This is a genomic window from Halobacteriovorax sp. GB3 (assembly GCF_028649655.1).
Classification (GTDB): Bacteria; Bdellovibrionota; Bacteriovoracia; order Bacteriovoracales; family Bacteriovoracaceae; genus BSW11-IV.
In genome coordinates this window covers 85,753-102,725 of record NZ_JAQSLN010000001.1, presented here as the reverse complement: position 1 = coordinate 102,725, position 16,973 = coordinate 85,753, and the positions used below count along the sequence as shown (strand labels likewise).

Below are 16,973 nucleotides of genomic sequence, written 5' to 3'. Positions count from 1 at the left end.
TTACTTAATTTTGAGTGGGTCTCTAGAAGAGTTGTGCCCAATTTGTATTCTCAAGAGTGTTAATAACATGTCTTAAGAACTTCGATCCAACTTCACCATCAATCAATCTATGATCATAAGTGTGAGTTGCATACATCATCTGACGAATTGCAATAGCATCATCATCCGTAACAATTGGACGCTTCTTCATTGTACCAACACAGAAGATACCAAGTTGTGGTTGAAGAATAACTGGTGTCGCAGCAAGAATTCCGAATGAACCGTTGTTAGTGAATGTATATGTTCCACCACTCATATCGTCCATTGTAAGTTTCTTAGCTCTTGCTTTTTGAACAAGCTCATCAAGCTTTCTTGCAATCCCTCTAATATTGAGGTTATCTGCACCTTTAATAACTGGAACAACAAGACCGTTTCCAGGAACAGCTACAGCACAACCAAGGTTGATATCTTTCTTGTAAACGATATTATCACCATCGATTGAAGCGTTAACCATTGGGAACTCTTTAAGAGCTTGAACAAGGGCATAAAGAATAAAGTGAGTATAAGTAAGAGAGAATCCCTCTTGCTTTTTAAACTCGTTCTTAAATCCTTCTCTGAACTTAAAGATATTTGTCATATCTGTTTCATCGATTGAATTCACGTGTGGTGAAGTCATCTTAGAAGCAATCATGTTCTTAGCAATTGCTTTTCTCATATTGTCCATAGGAACAATTTCAACTCTATCTGTTGAAGAGAATGCTGGAACAGAAGACTTAACAGGTGCAGCAGGTTTTGCTGCCGCAGGTGCTGCTGTAGAAGCAGAAGCAACTGGTGCGCTTCCTCTTGTCGCTAAATACTTTTCAAAGTCAGCTTTATTAACTCTTCCACCTGCACCAGTTCCCGTAAGAGATGCAAGCTCAGAAAGAGCAACATTATTTTTCTTAGCAAGAGCTTTAACTAGTGGAGTGTAGAATCGTCTTCCCGACTCAACAGTTTCAGTTGCAACAGGCGCTGCCGCGACTGGAGCTGGCGCAGAAGTTGTTGCAGCAGGAGTAGCAGCTGGAGTTGAAGCAGAAGCACCAAAAGGAACACTACTTGGTTCAGTTTCTACTGAAGCAATTTTAATTCCAACATCAATCGTCTCACCTTCTGGGAAAAGAATTTCTTCAACTCTTCCTGAAAACGGAGATGGAATTTCAGATTCAACTTTATCAGTAGAGATCTCAAGAAGGATCTCATCAATTTCAATCATGTCACCTGGTTGCTTGTGCCATTTTGTGATCGTTCCATTTGTGATCGACTCACCCATTTGTGGCATTACAATATCTTCTCTTGAAGCACTCGCTGCCGCAGGGGCTGCAGGTGTTGCAGCAGGGGCTTGAGTCGCTGCAGGAGCTGGAGCAGAAGCAGCAGGAGCTGATCCACCAACTTGAGCATTAGCATCTTCATCAACAACAGCAATAAGAACACCAACATCAATTGTCTCACCCTCTGGGTAGAGTACTTCAACTACTTTTCCAGAAAATGGAGAAGGAATCTCAGATTCAACTTTATCAGTAGAGATCTCAAGAAGGATCTCATCAATTTCAATCATGTCACCTGGTTGTTTATGCCATTTTGTGATCGTTCCATTTGTGATCGACTCACCCATTTGTGGCATTACAATTTCGTGTCTGGCCATTATATTTCTCCCTTATGGTTTTTTGGTTTTCTTTCAATTAGAAGTTTAAACTTCTTCCCTTTGCATTCATCACAGACTCAGCGAGGAACTCTCCAAGCGTTGGGTGTGGGTGAACTGTTGCAAAGATCTCTTCATCAATTCCTTCCATTTGTCTGAAAAGAACATACTCATGAATAAGTTCTGTTGCTTGTGTTCCAACAATGTGAGCTCCAAGAAGCTCTCCGTCTTCACCAAGAAGAGTCTTAACAAAACCTGCTGTTTCATTAGAAGCAACCGCTTTACCGTTTGCTTGAAATGGTAGTTTACCAACAGAGTATTTGATTCCCTTTTCCTTAAGTGCTCTTTCTGTATAACCAACAGAAGCTACTTGTGGCTGACAATAAGTACAACCAGGAACATTCATTTTATCAAGCGCATGTGGTTTATCTCCAGCAAGGTGCTCAGCTGCGATAACACCTTCGTGTGAAGCTGAGTGAGCAAGAAGCGGAGGTCCAGCAAGGTCACCAATGGCATAGATATTTGGAACACTTGTTTGATACATATCGTTTACTTGAACAAATCCTCTGTCAGTTTTTACACCAGCAGCTTCAAGACCAATACCGTCAATATTTCCTGTCATACCAACTGCGATAAGACCCATTTCAAATTTATAATCAACTGTCTTACCATTTTCGATCGCAGTGATTGTCACGTCATTTCCATTGTTCTTAGCAGAAACTTTTTCTACACCAAGAGACATTTTAATTCCGTATTTTTTATAAGCTCTTTCAACTTCTTTAGAAGAATCAGTATCTTCAATTGGAAGGAGGTTTTTTTGAAGCTCAAAGATATGAACATCAACACCAAATGCATTCCAAAAGTATGCGAACTCAACACCAATAGCACCAGCACCAATGATACCGATTGACTTTGGAAGTTGTTCCATTTTAATTGCTTCCCAAGCACCAATAAGTCTTTTCCCATCGTGCTCTAGACCAGGGAATGATCTATAGTGAGCGCCTGTTGCAAGAATAATATTTTTTGCACCAACGTTTTCTAGTTTTCCAGAAGCGTCTTGTACTTCGATCGTTGTAGAGTTTTTAAGCTTAGCAAAACCTCTAAGAACAGTGATCTTATTTTTCTTCATTAGGAATTCAATTCCCTTAGAAACTTTGTCTGAGATTCCCTTAGCTCTTTTTACAGCTTGAGCTCCATCGAGACCTTTAAGTTCAACATCAAGACCTAGCTCTTTAAAGTCTGCTAGTTCATGAACAGCGTGCGCTGATTTTAAAACGGCTTTCGTTGGAATACATCCACGGTTAAGGCAAACTCCACCGAGCTTATCCATCTCAACGATAGCAACTGATTTCTTTAATTGGGCAGCTCTAATAGCAGCAATATAACCACCTGGTCCTGCACCGATAACAACAACATCAAAAGTCTTCATATAGGATCCTTTAGTTAAAAAAGGTTTTGTGTTAATTAATTGTTGAAAGACAACCTTTGCCCTGTAAAGATGGACAAAGCGCTGGCCTTAAAGCTTCAAAAATATTAACTACTTTTAAAATTTGGGCCATTCAATGTCAATGGAAGCAGGGTCAAGACAAGGGATTCTAAATGAGCGAAATTTCGCAGTCCGACAAAGATATTTTACTACGCACCTTTTCTCAGGGCGTTATCGCTGTAGACCTCGAAACTACGGGCCTCTCACCTCTTATCGACAGGATCATTGAACTGTCAGCCATTAAAGTAACACCTAGCGGTATCGACATTTTTGACCAATTAATTGACCCCGAAATTCTAATTCCCCCTCATACAATTGAGATTCATGGGATTACTGACGAAATGGTTAAGGGAAAGCCTAAATTAGCAGACGTTCTCACAAAATTTATTGAGTTCGTTGGCGATCTCCCTCTTATAGCTCACAATGCGAAATTCGATATTGGATTTCTCGTTTTTCAGGCCCACAAGTATGGAATGAGCTTTGGTAGATCTAATGTTTACTGCTCATGTAAATATGCTCGCTCGGCAATTAAAAATATGCCTAATTACAAATTGGGAACTCTTAGCACTGAACTCAATATCCCCCTTGAAAATCATCACAGGGCCCTTGATGATGCTATTGCCTCACTTCTTATTTATAAAGAAGGACTCGATCGTCACCAAAGTTTTAAGCCAGATCACGGCTTTCTCTTTAAAATTTCTGACTTTTCTAAAAATAAAGACCTATCAATACCCGCTAAACTAGAACCGTTGATTGAAGCGACAGAAAAGCAGCTCGTGGTGAAGATTAAATACAAAGGTGGGTCTATGCGAGGAAAGATGCGCCCGATTAAGCCTTTAGCACTTCTTCCCATGCCTGCAGGAAATATTCTCTATGCTCACTGTCTCGTTAGTAATCTCTATAAATCTTTTTCACTCGCAAAAATTATTGAGCTAGAAGAAGTTGAAGGTAAAGAAGCGCGCGAGCTTTTAAAGAACGTCAAAACGATCGGCCCTAAGTAATTGCGTTGCAAATAAGCTAGATTCTCGCTATAAGTCCCCCATGGGATCAAAACTCTTTTATCGCTTTCAGCAAGTCCTCATTTTTGTCATCCACATCGTCTTACTTTATTGGATGTACTACACACTAGCGAACGCTGGTACGATGACAACGATTGCTGTTCTCCTTCACTTTACAGGACTCTCTCTTTACGGTGCACTCCTGATTCGTGGAACTGCTTACTGGGCCAAATACCATCATGAAAAAGGCTTAAAGAAGAAACAACAATGAGTTCTTGGCAAGAAGAGTTTAGAGATTCGTTTCGAAACACTCACGATCTGGCCAATTTTTTAGAGACAGATCTCCCCACACTCTCGTTTCAAAGTTTCATTCCAAAAACATTTGCCAAAAGAATTAAAGAATTAGGACCTCATTCCTCTCTTTGGAAACAATTTGTTCCAAATGATTTTGAAGTACGAAGCGAAGGTCTTTATGATCCTATTGGTGATACGGCCCATGCAAAAGAAGGCCAGATCATTCATCGATATAAAAATCGCGCTCTCTTTCTTCCTACAACGGTCTGTCCAATTACTTGTCGCTACTGCTTTAGAAAAAATGAGTTGAATGAAAGAGATGAGCTCTTTGCCAGTGATTTTGAGAAGACAAAAAAATATATCCAAGATCATCCCGAAATTGAGGAAATTATCTTCAGTGGAGGTGATCCACTCATTCTTAGTGATAAGAAACTCGACTTTTACATGGACGAATTTTCGGCCCTTAAAATTAAGCATATTCGCTTTCATAGTCGAACTCCAGTGATCCTTCCCAGCAGAATCGATGATGGATTTGAAAAACTCATTCAAAAGTATGATTCGAGGTTTGAAACGATCACTCTTGTCATTCATCTCAACCATACCGAAGAAATTGATAATCGCTTTAACTTAGCCTGCCAAAGGCTCAAAAAATTGCCACTTCAGCTGCTGTCTCAGTCTGTTCTCCTGAAGGGGATTAACGATGATTCAACTAAATTAAAAGAGCTTTTTAAGGCCCTTCACGGCCTTGGAATTCGTCCCTATTACCTGCACCATCCGGACATGGTTAAGGGCGGAATGCACTTCTGGCTAAGTCTTGAGAAAGGGCGAAAAATCTATGGAAAATTAAGAGATTCTCTGCCTGGATGGATGCTTCCAAACTACATTATTGATGTCCCTGGGGGACATGGAAAAACCCCTGCATTTAACCCAGAATCTTTAAGTTTCTCTGGTTTTCTATTAAATAGGTTTGGAAACAAAATTAGTGTTAGCAAAGATTTCTTAGTTGATAATTAATTTATCTTAACTTACCTTTTAATAATGAAAAGTTCCAAGAATCTTGGCGATAAGGTCACTATTTCCCAATTTAGAGAGCTAAAACACAACATTTTGTTGAAGAATAATACATCTCAAACTGAGATCGTTGACCCATCGGCCGTGCAATTAATTGAGTTAGATGAGCGCTTTGTTGTGCTCTCTTTACCTCTCAACTCTTGTGGACTTGGGCACCTTCTCTCTCTCTATATCTATGATCATCCAATGAAACAAAGGATCAAGAAACTTCCAAGAGAAGTCGCAGCAAATCAGCGTGTTATCTCTGGTCGAGTTCAAGAAATTAATAAACTAGAAGAAGGTCTTAATACGACTGTCGAAATAACAAGCTCGGTTGATGAATGGAAACAGGTTATTAAACTTTATATTGATCACCAGAGTAATATTTCACACCTTTTTGAGAAGAAGCTATGACTTTAGAAGTGCCTAAAAAACTTCAATTAAAATTTGATAACTTCTTCAAAGGAAAAGAAGCAGTTATCATTGACCCTTCTTCTTCAACAAGGGCAACGATTAAGCGCGTCCTCTCGGCCATTGGATTTCCAATTGGAAATATTCACATAGTGCCTGACTATTTCCAAGCAATAGAAGTGATTAAAGACAAAATGGCAGCAATCATCTTCACGGCAGCAGATATTGGAAAAGAGAAAACAGCTGAAGACTTACTCGAACTGCACTTAGACCTCATTCCCAATAGGGAGAATTGTGTCTTCATGGTTATCTCTAAACATAACTCCGAGGCCTCAGCCGCTGCCTATCTGGATACGGAAGTTGATAATTATATTTGTCAGCCATTTAATACAGAGACGCTTCAAAGCTCAGTTATGAAGGCCTTCAAGCAAAAGGTCATGCAAACACCTTACGATCGTGAAGTTTGTAAAATCAAGAGTCTCATTTACACAAAAGAATTTGATGAAGCCAAACAAAGAGCAGAAAAGTCTCTGACAATGAGTAAAGACCAAGCTTGGAGCTACTTTCTTCTTGGAAATATAGAAGAGGTTCAATCCAACTTCCAAGGCGCAATCGATCAGTATAAAAAAGCACTCGATAACGATACATCTCATTATCAAACATTGAGTGGACTGATGAGATGTTATCAATCTCTTAAAATGTATGCGGATGCCTACGATGCTGCGACTCTTCTTTTAGATCAGTATCCCCTATCAATAAACTCTATTCCAGACCTTATTAGAATATCTCTTGCTAACCAAAAATTTGAAGATCTGGAAAAAATCTCGGCCGTACTTGTTCAAATTCCAGACCTATCGCCGACAATTAAATTACAAATCTCAGCAGGTCTCGCTCTTTGTGGGAAACACCTTCTCAAAAACAAAAATAGAGAACTAGGAGTTAAATCCCTCAAAAAAGCTCTCGAGACATGTGACTTTAATCCCAATATCATTCTCTCTGTTGGACAAACCTATGTGGACTCGGCCCTCTACAAAGAGGCCATGAATGTCCTTAATCAATACGACGACAAACTTGGAACAATGGCCTCTTTTAAGGTATTAGAATTAGAAGTTTTTTATCGAACAGGAGAAAAGAAGGGGCATATTATTAGCCTTGGAACCCAACTTCTCAAAAAGAATATCAAGCAACCAAAAGTCTATGAAATAATGCTCGAGGCCTCTAAAGAGCTAAACAGAAGACAAGATGCGATTGAACAAATCGTATTTGATGCCACAAAAGACTACCCTGAACTCAAGGGACATTTTCAAAAATATCTTGGTTAATTTTTCGTATTGACAATTATAATGCCGATAAATAATATTCTTCTCAAATATATCGTATAAGCGCGAGTAGCACAGTTGGTAGTGCGCCACCTTGCCAAGGTGGAGGTCGCCAGTTCGAACCTGGTCTCGCGCTCCATCTTCTATTAAATTAACATGGTAAACCTATATTTTAAATTCACTTAAATAATCAAGAAGCATCTTTCTTTTTTCTATATCATTTACCGCTTCATGTGGAGCTATGTCACATTTGTGAAAGAAATATTTTCCAGTAATCCGACAAGACAGGTCTTTATCTGAGCAAAGCCAAACTTGAGTTTCAAAACCCTTCTTCAAATCATCTGTAGCACTTTTTCCGCCCATTCTTGTTGGAACCCATCCTGGATCGACAGCATTTACAAAACTCTCTTTAAATTCAAAAGAAAATGATTTTGCAAGCATCGTCAAAAGAAGTTTTGAATCATTATAGGCCTGCCCAGAATTCCAAAGCTTCTTTTCAAATTGAAGATTAGAAAGATCAAAATGCCCTTGATAGTGAAGATCAGAAGAGAGGTAAACAAGCCTCTTAGGGATTTGTATATTTCTTGTTAAATAATAGGGAGCAAAGACATTCACACAAAATGTCTTTGTCATTTGAAGCTCATTATATTCAGGTGTATCTATATAGGAGATACCTGCATTATGAATAACGGAATCCATTTGTCCAAGCTCTCGAAGATTTTTTGCAAGTTTTTGAATCTCATTAGGCTTAGAAAGATCTCCAATGAGGATATCTTTATGTCCATGAGTATTCTCACTAACCTCTTGCGCTCTTTTTTCATTTCTTGCGTGAAGAAATACATCATGGCCTTGCTCTATTAAAGCTTTGGCAGCTAAATTCCCTAACCCAGTTGTTGAACCTGTGACAAATATTCTTTTTTTCATTCTCTACACCTCAACAAGTTCTACTGACTCTTTTTTAAAGGTTGTCTTAACAAAGAGTATAACGATGAAAACAGCAATTATCCAAGAAGAGGAACTAATCATAAAAACCGCCGTAGGCCCTTTATAGTCCAGAACGAGCCCTCCCATATATGACGCGAAAGCTGCTGCAACCTGAACAGATGAAACATAGAGGCCTCCAATAGTCTCGGTATACTCTGGTGCTATTTTAGCTCCCCATGTTGACCACGATACAGGTACGGGGGAATATGAAAGCCCTAAAAGACAAATAAGAACAGAAGTTAAAGCAAGGGAGTGAACTGTAAAAAGGAGTGAAATCCCCACTAATGACAATAGCAAAGGAGATAACGTCATGGAGAGACCTAAGTTCTTTGCGACATGTTTTGAAATGATAATACTTCCCATAAAATAGGAGAAATCAAAAATTAAAAACATAGATGAGACTTCATTGGCCGAAAGATTCATTAATTGCTCTAAATATGGTCTTAGATAAGTGATAATCCCAAATCGGCCCCCAAAAACGAGAGCAATTGCAAACATCCCAACTTTCACATAAGGCAGCTTCATAACATCGATTATGGTTCTAAGCTTTACTTCATTTATTGGTCGCAATTTTGGCAAAAAGAAAATGATCATGAACAAACCAATTATGGAAACAAAAGAGTTTAAGTAAAAAACATTTCTCCATCCAATGAGTTCCCCTAAAAAGCTTCCGAGGGGTGCCGCCATCATTCCGGAGAAAGATGCGCTACCAAAGATAATTCCTAGTGCTTTTGGAACATTCTCTTCTTCAACAAGTCGAAGCGCTATTGCTGTTGCCATCGACCAAAAGCCTCCAAGAGCAATTCCTAGGAGCACTCTTCCAAAGAGAATAAATTGATAATTTGAAAAAGCTCCCACAATCAAACTTGATATCATCGTTAAAAATGAAAAAAAGATTAGGACATTCTTTCTATCAAACCTCCTAGAGAGATAAGCAGACAATAAACTTGCGACAACAGCAAAGATTGATGTCACAGTAACAGTCTGCCCCGCAACTCCTTCAGTTATATTTAAATCATTGGCCATTGGAGTTAGAAGTCCAGATGGAAGAAACTCTCCAATCATGATACCACTAACACCTAAAGCAAGGGCCCAAATCCCCATCCACGAGTTCTTGTTATTCATTTCATTACCTTGAACATTTGAAGAGAAGCTCTGATCGATAAAGATCAGAGCTTTGAGAGTATTTTATTTCAGATTTTGATTAAAAAAGTTTGTGATCTTATCAAAAGGGATAATATCTGTTTTATCATAAAGGTCTGTATGATTAATCTTTGGTAAAATCATTAGCTCTTTTGGTTTCGCTGCTGCTTTATAGATATCTTCACTAAAATACTTTGAGTGTGCTTCATCTCCAGCAATAATTAGAATTGGACGAGGAGCGATTTCTTTTACATAACTTAGAATTGGCATATTCATAAAAGAAAGCGAATTCGTTGCTGTCCATGAGCTATTTGAGTTAATAGATCGTGGATGAAAACCTCTTGGAGTTTTATAGTAATCAAAATATTGTTGAACAAAAAGAGGCTCTTCACCTGTTAATTTATCCGGTAATCCTTGACCACTTAGTCTATATTCTTTCGCCTCAGCATCTTTCCAGCGTTCTCTGCCAAGCTGTTCTAAGGCCTTTGTTCTGTCGGCAAGTGACATTGAATCATAATAGCCCTTCGACATAACTCTCGTCATATCATACATACTTGTTGTCACGACTGCTTTAATTCTCTTATCGACAGCAGCTGCATTTAAACTCATTCCACCAAGTCCACAAATTCCAATAATCCCAATTTTCTCGCGATCAATATTCTCTTGAATCCCTAAGTAATCAACTGCTGCACTAAAATCTTCTGTATTAATATCAGGTGAAGATACATTACGTGGCTCTCCCCCACTTTCCCCCGTATAAGATGGGTCAAAGGCCAATGCGACAAATCCTCTTTCTGCCATAGTTTGAGCATAAAGACCTGATGACTGTTCTTTTACCGCACCGTAAGGCCCACTAATTGCAAGCGCCGGTAACTTACCTTGCTTTGATTTTGGTGTATAAAGATCCCCAACAAGTGTAATTCCATATCTATTTTTAAAAGTAACTTTCTTGTGAATCACAAGTTCACTTTTTCCAAATGTTTTATCCCATTCTGTTGTTAATTCCATATGCTCCCCTTTTGATACATAATTGCTCGAGCAAGCTGTAAAAAGTAATAAACTACTTAGTGACAATGACTTTAAAACTGATTTCATCTTAGCCTCCTAGCGACTTTTGATTTATTTTAGTCTAGGGAATCTTTCCGATAAATGGCATAATGAGAAACGAATCATTAACGAGTAGGAAACAATAGAGTCATTGTATCACTAACAAAACATAAGTTTGACTATGGCAAACTTCCTCGATATGATGAATAACAATGGAAGGTAAAATATGAATAAAGCAATCATAAAGAATAAAATACAGGTCAACGGGTTTATTTCAATTACTGCCTCTTTTGAGGGGGATGTAATCACAAACAAAGATCTTGGCGGCTATGTAAAATGGGTTGACTCAATTAGTGAAACAAAAAGAACTGTAAGTATCAGCAAAGTAGATGAGACGGATTCTACAATGACTCTTGATTTCGTCGACCATGGAAGAGAGGGAAAAATGGCCACATGGGCACGCGATTGCAAGATTGGTGACGAGTTTCAATTTATGGGACCGGGCCCTGCTGCTAATATCTCTTTAAACGGTGATGATTATTACTTTCTAGGTGATAGAACAGCGTTTCCCGCCATTCGTGTTCAACTTGAGCGACTTCTTCAATCTCAATCAAAAGCGAATCTCTACATTGGATTAGAAGGGAGCAAAGAAGAAATACAACACTACTTCTCAAAATATATTTCACTTCCAAATACTCACCTGCTTTCTATGAATGAGTCTGATGATCAAATGGTTTTTGTAAATCTCTTTGAAGAGTTTTTCAACGATACTTCGAGCGAAAAGATTTTGTGGTGTGCAGCCGAGAGAAATAAAGTTCTTCCCATGAGAAAACTTGTTAAAGAGATTCAAAGCGAACTTGTAGATAAGTACATCAGTAGCTATTGGCAAAATGGACTAAAAGATGAAGAGCACAAAAAGAATAAGAAACTAGATTCAGCAATATAAAAAAGGCCCTCATAATGAGGGCCTTCTTATTTAAGATTGCGTTTCTACTGTTTTTGATTTTAATCCACTAAACCATTCTTTTATCTTATACACAACGTAGTGAACGACAGGTACAAGAAAATAAGTAAAGACAATTGATCCGATCATACCACCAATGACAACGGCACCCATTGCTGATTTCATCTTATCCAGAGAGAAAAGCTGAGGAAGTGTTCCTGCAATAATGGCAATTGAAGTCATGAGGATTGGTTTGAGCTTTTCCTTAGCACCAAGCCACAGAGCCTCTTTGATATCAAGACCTTCACTGAGCTTTTGCTGTGCAAATTCAATGAGAAGAATGGCATTGTTAACTGCTAGACCAACGACCATAACCATGGCCATCATGGAACCAATATTCATTGATTGCTCTGTATAGAACATCAATAAAAATGATCCTAGAAAAGAAGTTACAATTGATGAACCGATCGAAAGAGGGAAAACAAATGAGTTTAGAATTGCAACAAGAAGCATATACGTTAGAACAACAGCTAGCATAAATGCTTTTCCAAGTTCACGCGATGACTCTTCTTGGTTTTCAGCTGTTCCAGTATAAGCATAGCTAACAGTGTCTGGAAATTTTGCTTCTTCAAACTTTTTAGTTAGCTCTCCCATAACAGCACCAGAAGTTGACTTAACAAGGTAACCGTTTAATTGAATGATACGGCTTTTATCACGACGCTTAAGTGGTGAAGTTGCTTCAGTAAAATCAATTTTACCAAGAGATGATATTGGAATTAGTCCATCTTTACCGTGAATTAGGAATCTATCGAAGTCTTCAATATTTCCCTTAAAGTCAGGAGCGAGAGTAACATTGATATCATATTCTTCTCCACCTTCTTTATAGACAGCATTATCATTTCCATTGACAAGCGCACGAATAACACTACCAACTTGAACGTTTGTTAAGCGCTGTCCGATCACTTTCTTTGGATCTGGACTAAAGCGGATTTCCATTTTTGGTACTCGAAATGAACTTTCAATGGCACCAAAGTATCCCGTTTCGGCCATAATCTGCTTCATTTTCTCTGCGGCTTCACTCATTGATTTAAAATCATCCCCACGAACATCAATAGTGACATCACCTTGATTACTTGCTGATCTCTCTCCACCAGAGAGAATGATTTCGGCTTCGGGAATTTTTGTTAATTTTGGAAGAACATCATCAATAAGATCCTTATAACTTCTCTTTCTTTGATCTGCTGGAATAAGGTTTACTGTGAGACGTGCTTTTTCCTCTCCGTCATATCCAATATTGGCAAGAGTACTATCTACTTCAGAATAAGTGTTAACAATTTTTTCAATCTCTTCGATCACTTCACCACTGCGCTCTACTGGAGTTCCATCTGGCATTACAACAGAGACAAAGAAGTTATCTCTATCTGATTTAGGAACAAACTCTGATCCGAGATGTTTTGCGGGAAAGACGATCGTTAGAAAAAATCCAACACAAACGATGATTGAGATAATTGGTCTTTTCATCATGAAATCAAAAAAGACTCTATATTGCTTTAAAAGCCAATCAATTACACGATCTGTAACTCTAGAAAGAGCAGGAAATGGTCCTTTTAACTTCGCTGGATCTTTAAGTAATAAAGAACAAAGCATAGGAGTTAAAGTAACAGAGGCCAAGATAGAAAAGATTGTTGCATAGACAACAGTCATACCAAATTGAACCATAAATTGTCCGACAATCCCTCCCATAAAGGCAAGAGGTGTAAAGACAACGAGGTTTGTCCCTGAAGAAGCAAAGATTGCCAAAAGAACTTCTTTTGTTCCATCAACAGCGGCCTGTTGAGAGTCTTTTCCAAGCTTTAAATGTTTATAGACGTTTTCAATAATAATCAAAGCGTTAGCAATCAGTGTTCCAAGACACGTCCCAAAAGCGAGAAGTGACATGACGTTAATTGAGAAGCTCGACATATCCATAATAAAGAGAGTTGAGATAACAGAAGTTGGAATAACAACCGCCGCAATGATGGCCCCTCTCCAATCACCAAGGAAGATCAAAAGAATGGCAACCGTTAGGACAATCCCAAGAAGGATACTATTGATCGTTCCAATGGTATCATCAAGCGTAATTTTTGTTGTATCAACTGCAAGTTCAAGCTTCATTCCCTCTGGAAGTTCTTCTCTAACTTTATCAAGTTGTCCCTTAAGGTTATTTACGATCTTTACAGCATCTCCATCAGAGAGTTTCTTAACATCAAGACCAACAACTTCTTTACCATTGAATCTTGCAATTGAATCTACATCGCGAAACGAATCTGTAACCTGAGCAATATCTTCCAAGTTAAATTTCTTCCCCTCTTTAGAAACGATCTCAAGGTTTTTAATTTCATCAACAGAGGCGAATTCACCGACAAAGCGAACACTAATTTTCGAATCTCTTCTATCAATCGATCCACCTGGAACGTTTAAGTTTTTTCTAGAAATTGAATCGATGACATCTTGAATGGAGAGATAGTTCTGAATAAGTAAGTTATTGTCTAATTCAACATTTATTTGACGGATTCTTCCACCAAAGACATCAACTGAGGCGACACCATTAATTGCTGATAATCTAGTCTTTAGTTTCTTGTCCGCATATTCATAGAGTTTAGTTGCATCATGCTTGTCACTTGAAATAACAAGAGTAGCAATAGGTTGAATAAGAGGGTCAAATTTGGCAACAATTGGTCTATCGGCACCATCAGGGAAGTCATTTAAAATGGCCTCAACCTTATCTTTGACTTCAATCGACTTGATATTGACATCTGCTTCAATTAAAAACTCAATAACAACGACCCCGTAACTATCACGGGCCTCCGAAGAGATTTTCTTAATTTGAGAAATTTCAGAAACGGCGTCCTCAATTCTTTTTAAAACTTGCGTTTCAATTTCCTCAGGAGAAGCTCCCCCATATACCGTTTGAACAGTAATAATTGGAAACTCTACCTTTGGCGTTGGCTCAATAATCAGGTTCCCTACTGAGACGAGCCCCATAACCATAAAAATTGCGATAAATATAATCGTTGTCGCAGGTCTTTTTACAAACATTTCAATCATTTCACACCCCCGTCAACAACGAGAACTTTCTGGTTGTCTTTTAGATATCTCTTATCACTAAGAACAACACTATCACTGTCATTAAGTCCTTCACCGATGGCATAGAAAAAGCCATTACTTCCAACAATTTTTACTTCTTGCTTCCTCACAACTTCACCACGTACAACAAATGTGTGAGCAACACCACCTCTTGTAGAGATCGCTTCTCTTTTAACAACGATAGCATCTTTAACAAGACCGGTTTGAACACCAAAGCGTACTGATTCTTTTTGAAATTGATGATCTCCAAATCGAACGTGCAACTCGTGTAATCCAGAAAGAAGAGAAGCCTCTTTAGTCATATAAGTAACAACTCCTGGAATACGTTCTTTTCCCTGTATAACGAGAGTTCTCGCTCCATTCTTTATTTGTCTAGCAAAGTCAGGGGCAACAAAGGCCTTGACTAAATTACCTCCTTCCGAAGCTCCTGTTACAATAACGTAGTTCACAAGATCCCTCTTGGTTGCTTGAGTTGTTTCTACTGGAGTCCCATTTTCAGACCAATACTTGAAAAGAGTTGGAACTTCCCTTCCCTTTTTACTCTCATAAGTTTGGTTTTTTACCACAATACTACCTGCATAAATCAGGCAGAGTGCGATGACAAAGATAAGTTGCTTCATTATCTTTCTCCTTTCACAAGAAGGCGCTCGAGATCAGAGAGAACACTCATATATTCAAATAGAGTTCCTGCGAGACTTAACTTGTTTTGCGTAAGTAATAATTCAGAGTCATTAAGCTGTAACTGCGAGACTGCTCCAGTAGCAAAAGCGCCAAGAGCGACTTTATATGAAGACTCAGCTAGCTTTACGGCACGTTTTTCAGAATCAAGTTTCATTTTTAAACTTTCAAGTTGAACATTAATCTTATCGATTTGAGTTTTAATTGATCGCTTACCTTCTTGTAACCTGAGCGCAGCTACTCTCTTTTCAATTTTCTTAATTTCAACAGCATCATTCTTACTGCCACCAAATGGCCAATCAAACGTTAACGATAGACCAACCGCTGATTCTTCCTTGTTAGCAACTTCACTTCCAAAGGCATCATTTCTTAGGTGTGTTGGAGAAAAGCTAGCAAAGGCACCAAGATCAGGTAATCGTTGTGCTTTTGAAAGTTCAACAGAGAGATCACTAATTTCCAGAGATTTTTTCAAAATTTTCACATCGGCAATCTCATCAATTGAATCAGATTTAGGTGATTCTTTTTTCTCCAATTGATTATTCGAAAGATCTCCACTTACTTTAAAGTCACTTTCAAGTGCTAAGAAGTTTTTAAGTTCAAATTTATTTAATTCAAAGTTCTTCTTTGCATCAACTAATCGAGGCATACGACTTGCTAAGTCTGCTTGCATTTTCAAATTATCGTTGCGACTAATTCGACCGTAAGAAACACGTCTTTCTAGTGTTTGCTTATTTTTTAACGCATTTTGATAAGAATCATTTGTAATTTTAACGAGTTCTTTTGCATAGAGAACAGAGTAAAAGAGTTTCTTAGAAACATTTTCAATCTCGGCCTTTGTAGCAAGTTGTTTATCTCTTGATAAACCTTTTGAAACCTTGGCGATATCAATGGCCGTAGAGATTTTACCAAATGTATAAAGAGGTTGTGTTACCTGTAGTGAACCTGTATCAACCCAATTATCAGATGAGCCTGAGATATTTCCAGAAATTTTACTCTTTTGTAAAATTGCACTTGCACTCATTGTCGGAAAGAGATTCGAATAGGCAGAGTCTACCTTCTTTTTAGCTATTTCTAACTCGGCCTTAGAGATTCCTATTGCCTCATTTCTTTTCAATGCTAAGTCAATAACGGCCTTTTCATCTAAGACAAGATCTTGAGCTAATACTTGCCCTCCTATTATTAAGGATAGACCTAAAAGGATACTTCTCATTTCCCTCTCCTTTCACTTTCATATTTAACTCTTAGAAAACCTTCAATATGATCTAAAAAGCCTAAGAATTTCTTCTTGTCTCTATCAGAGAAAATAGACATGGCATCTTTTGTGATATCAAAATAGCGTGGAAGAACCTTTTCAATAAGCTTCATCCCCTTTGCCGTTAAATGGATGTATCTAATCCTTGCATCATTCTCATCATGAGTCTTCTTAACAAGTTTTGCACTTTCAAGTCTTTTTACTAGACCTGTGACATTGGCCTTTGAAACTAAGCTCTTTTCAGCAATTTCTGTTACTGTCATTGGATGTTCTGAATAGTAAATGAAGCCCATCACATTAAATTGAGCTAGTGGTATATTAAATTCAGAAATTCCTTTTTCCATCATGCTATCCAGTAACCTAACGGATCGAAAGATCTGAACCATAATATCGAGATCAGTATCGTTAAATCTTACAACACTCACGTTTCCCCCTAAGCAGTTAGTTAACTTATTAACTAACTTGTTAACACATTAACTACATTGTTAACATCTTAACTAAATCAAAACAACTCAATTTTTGGGTGACCTTCATTTTACAGCAAAATTTATTGTCATTATTTATGAAGATTTCATATGATTTCAG

At 38.1% G+C, this 16,973-nt stretch carries 15 protein-coding genes and 1 tRNA gene; 7 read left to right on the top strand and 9 right to left on the bottom strand.

The annotated features are described in order from the left end of the window. Positions 1-22 precede the first annotated feature (22 nt). Entirely contained in the window at positions 23-1,660 is a 1,638-nt protein-coding gene (sucB, locus tag HBN50_RS00480; protein WP_273867053.1) for a 2-oxoglutarate dehydrogenase, E2 component, dihydrolipoamide succinyltransferase, read from the bottom strand. 37 nt (positions 1,661-1,697) lie between these two features. Next, entirely contained in the window at positions 1,698-3,086 is a 1,389-nt protein-coding gene (lpdA, locus tag HBN50_RS00475; protein WP_273867052.1) for a dihydrolipoyl dehydrogenase, read from the bottom strand. A 170-nt stretch (positions 3,087-3,256) separates the two neighbouring features. On the opposite strand from lpdA, the gene HBN50_RS00470 reads away from it, so the two are divergent. The 6 genes from HBN50_RS00470 (at position 3,257) to HBN50_RS00445 (ending at position 7,354) form a co-directional block, all read left to right on the top strand. Then, complete coding sequence (locus HBN50_RS00470) at positions 3,257-4,144, top strand: exonuclease domain-containing protein (RefSeq protein WP_273867051.1); 888 nt, start codon at positions 3,257-3,259, stop codon at positions 4,142-4,144. 40 nt (positions 4,145-4,184) lie between these two features. Continuing rightward, a complete protein-coding gene (locus HBN50_RS00465; protein ID WP_273867050.1) occupies positions 4,185-4,412 on the top strand; it encodes a hypothetical protein in 228 nt (75 codons plus the stop codon). Beyond that, positions 4,409-5,449, top strand: coding sequence for a KamA family radical SAM protein (locus HBN50_RS00460; protein WP_273867048.1), 1,041 nt, complete (start codon positions 4,409-4,411; stop codon positions 5,447-5,449). The genes HBN50_RS00465 and HBN50_RS00460 overlap by 4 nt, the downstream gene beginning before the upstream one ends. Positions 5,450-5,473: 24 nt before the next feature. Further along, positions 5,474-5,899 (top strand): hypothetical protein, encoded by a 426-nt coding sequence (locus HBN50_RS00455; RefSeq protein WP_273867047.1) that lies wholly within the window; start codon positions 5,474-5,476, stop codon positions 5,897-5,899. Then, positions 5,896-7,218, top strand: coding sequence for a hypothetical protein (locus HBN50_RS00450; protein WP_273867044.1), 1,323 nt, complete (start codon positions 5,896-5,898; stop codon positions 7,216-7,218). Before HBN50_RS00455 ends, HBN50_RS00450 begins: the two co-directional genes overlap by 4 nt. 60 nt (positions 7,219-7,278) lie before the next feature. Next, positions 7,279-7,354: transfer RNA gene (locus tag HBN50_RS00445), tRNA-Gly, on the top strand. A 26-nt stretch (positions 7,355-7,380) separates the two neighbouring features. Here HBN50_RS00445 and HBN50_RS00440 read toward each other — a convergent pair. The 3 genes from HBN50_RS00440 to HBN50_RS00430 form a co-directional block, all read right to left on the bottom strand. Beyond that, complete coding sequence (locus HBN50_RS00440) at positions 7,381-8,139, bottom strand: SDR family NAD(P)-dependent oxidoreductase (protein WP_273867043.1); 759 nt, start codon at positions 8,137-8,139, stop codon at positions 7,381-7,383. A gap of 3 nt (positions 8,140-8,142) precedes the next feature. Next, positions 8,143-9,324 (bottom strand): MFS transporter, encoded by a 1,182-nt coding sequence (locus tag HBN50_RS00435; RefSeq protein ID WP_273867042.1) that lies wholly within the window; start codon positions 9,322-9,324, stop codon positions 8,143-8,145. A gap of 63 nt (positions 9,325-9,387) precedes the next feature. Next, entirely contained in the window at positions 9,388-10,437 is a 1,050-nt protein-coding gene (locus HBN50_RS00430; RefSeq protein WP_273867041.1) for an alpha/beta hydrolase, read from the bottom strand. Positions 10,438-10,615: 178 nt separating this feature from the next. Here HBN50_RS00430 and HBN50_RS00425 point away from each other — a divergent pair, with 178 nt between their 5' ends. Further along, entirely contained in the window at positions 10,616-11,335 is a 720-nt protein-coding gene (locus tag HBN50_RS00425) for a siderophore-interacting protein (RefSeq protein ID WP_273867040.1), read from the top strand. A 30-nt stretch (positions 11,336-11,365) separates the two neighbouring features. Here the strand turns inward: HBN50_RS00425 and HBN50_RS00420 are convergent, their stop codons facing one another. From HBN50_RS00420 to HBN50_RS00405, 4 genes are read right to left on the bottom strand one after another with little or no spacing between them, the layout of a single operon-like run. Then, the gene (locus HBN50_RS00420; protein ID WP_273867039.1) at positions 11,366-14,419 is read right to left on the bottom strand and encodes an efflux RND transporter permease subunit; all 3,054 of its coding nucleotides are present in this window, start codon (positions 14,417-14,419) and stop codon (positions 11,366-11,368) included. Next, on the bottom strand, positions 14,416-15,078 hold the full coding sequence (locus HBN50_RS00415; protein WP_273867038.1) for a hypothetical protein: 663 nt from the start codon (positions 15,076-15,078) through the stop codon (positions 14,416-14,418). Before HBN50_RS00415 ends, HBN50_RS00420 begins: the two co-directional genes overlap by 4 nt. After that, positions 15,078-16,346 (bottom strand): TolC family protein, encoded by a 1,269-nt coding sequence (locus tag HBN50_RS00410; RefSeq protein ID WP_273867036.1) that lies wholly within the window; start codon positions 16,344-16,346, stop codon positions 15,078-15,080. Before HBN50_RS00410 ends, HBN50_RS00415 begins: the two co-directional genes overlap by 1 nt. Continuing rightward, positions 16,343-16,813 carry a MarR family winged helix-turn-helix transcriptional regulator gene (locus HBN50_RS00405; protein ID WP_273867035.1) on the bottom strand — a complete coding sequence of 157 codons (471 nt, stop codon included), beginning with the start codon at positions 16,811-16,813 and terminating at the stop codon, positions 16,343-16,345. The genes HBN50_RS00410 and HBN50_RS00405 overlap by 4 nt, the downstream gene beginning before the upstream one ends. Positions 16,814-16,973: the final 160 nt, after the last annotated feature.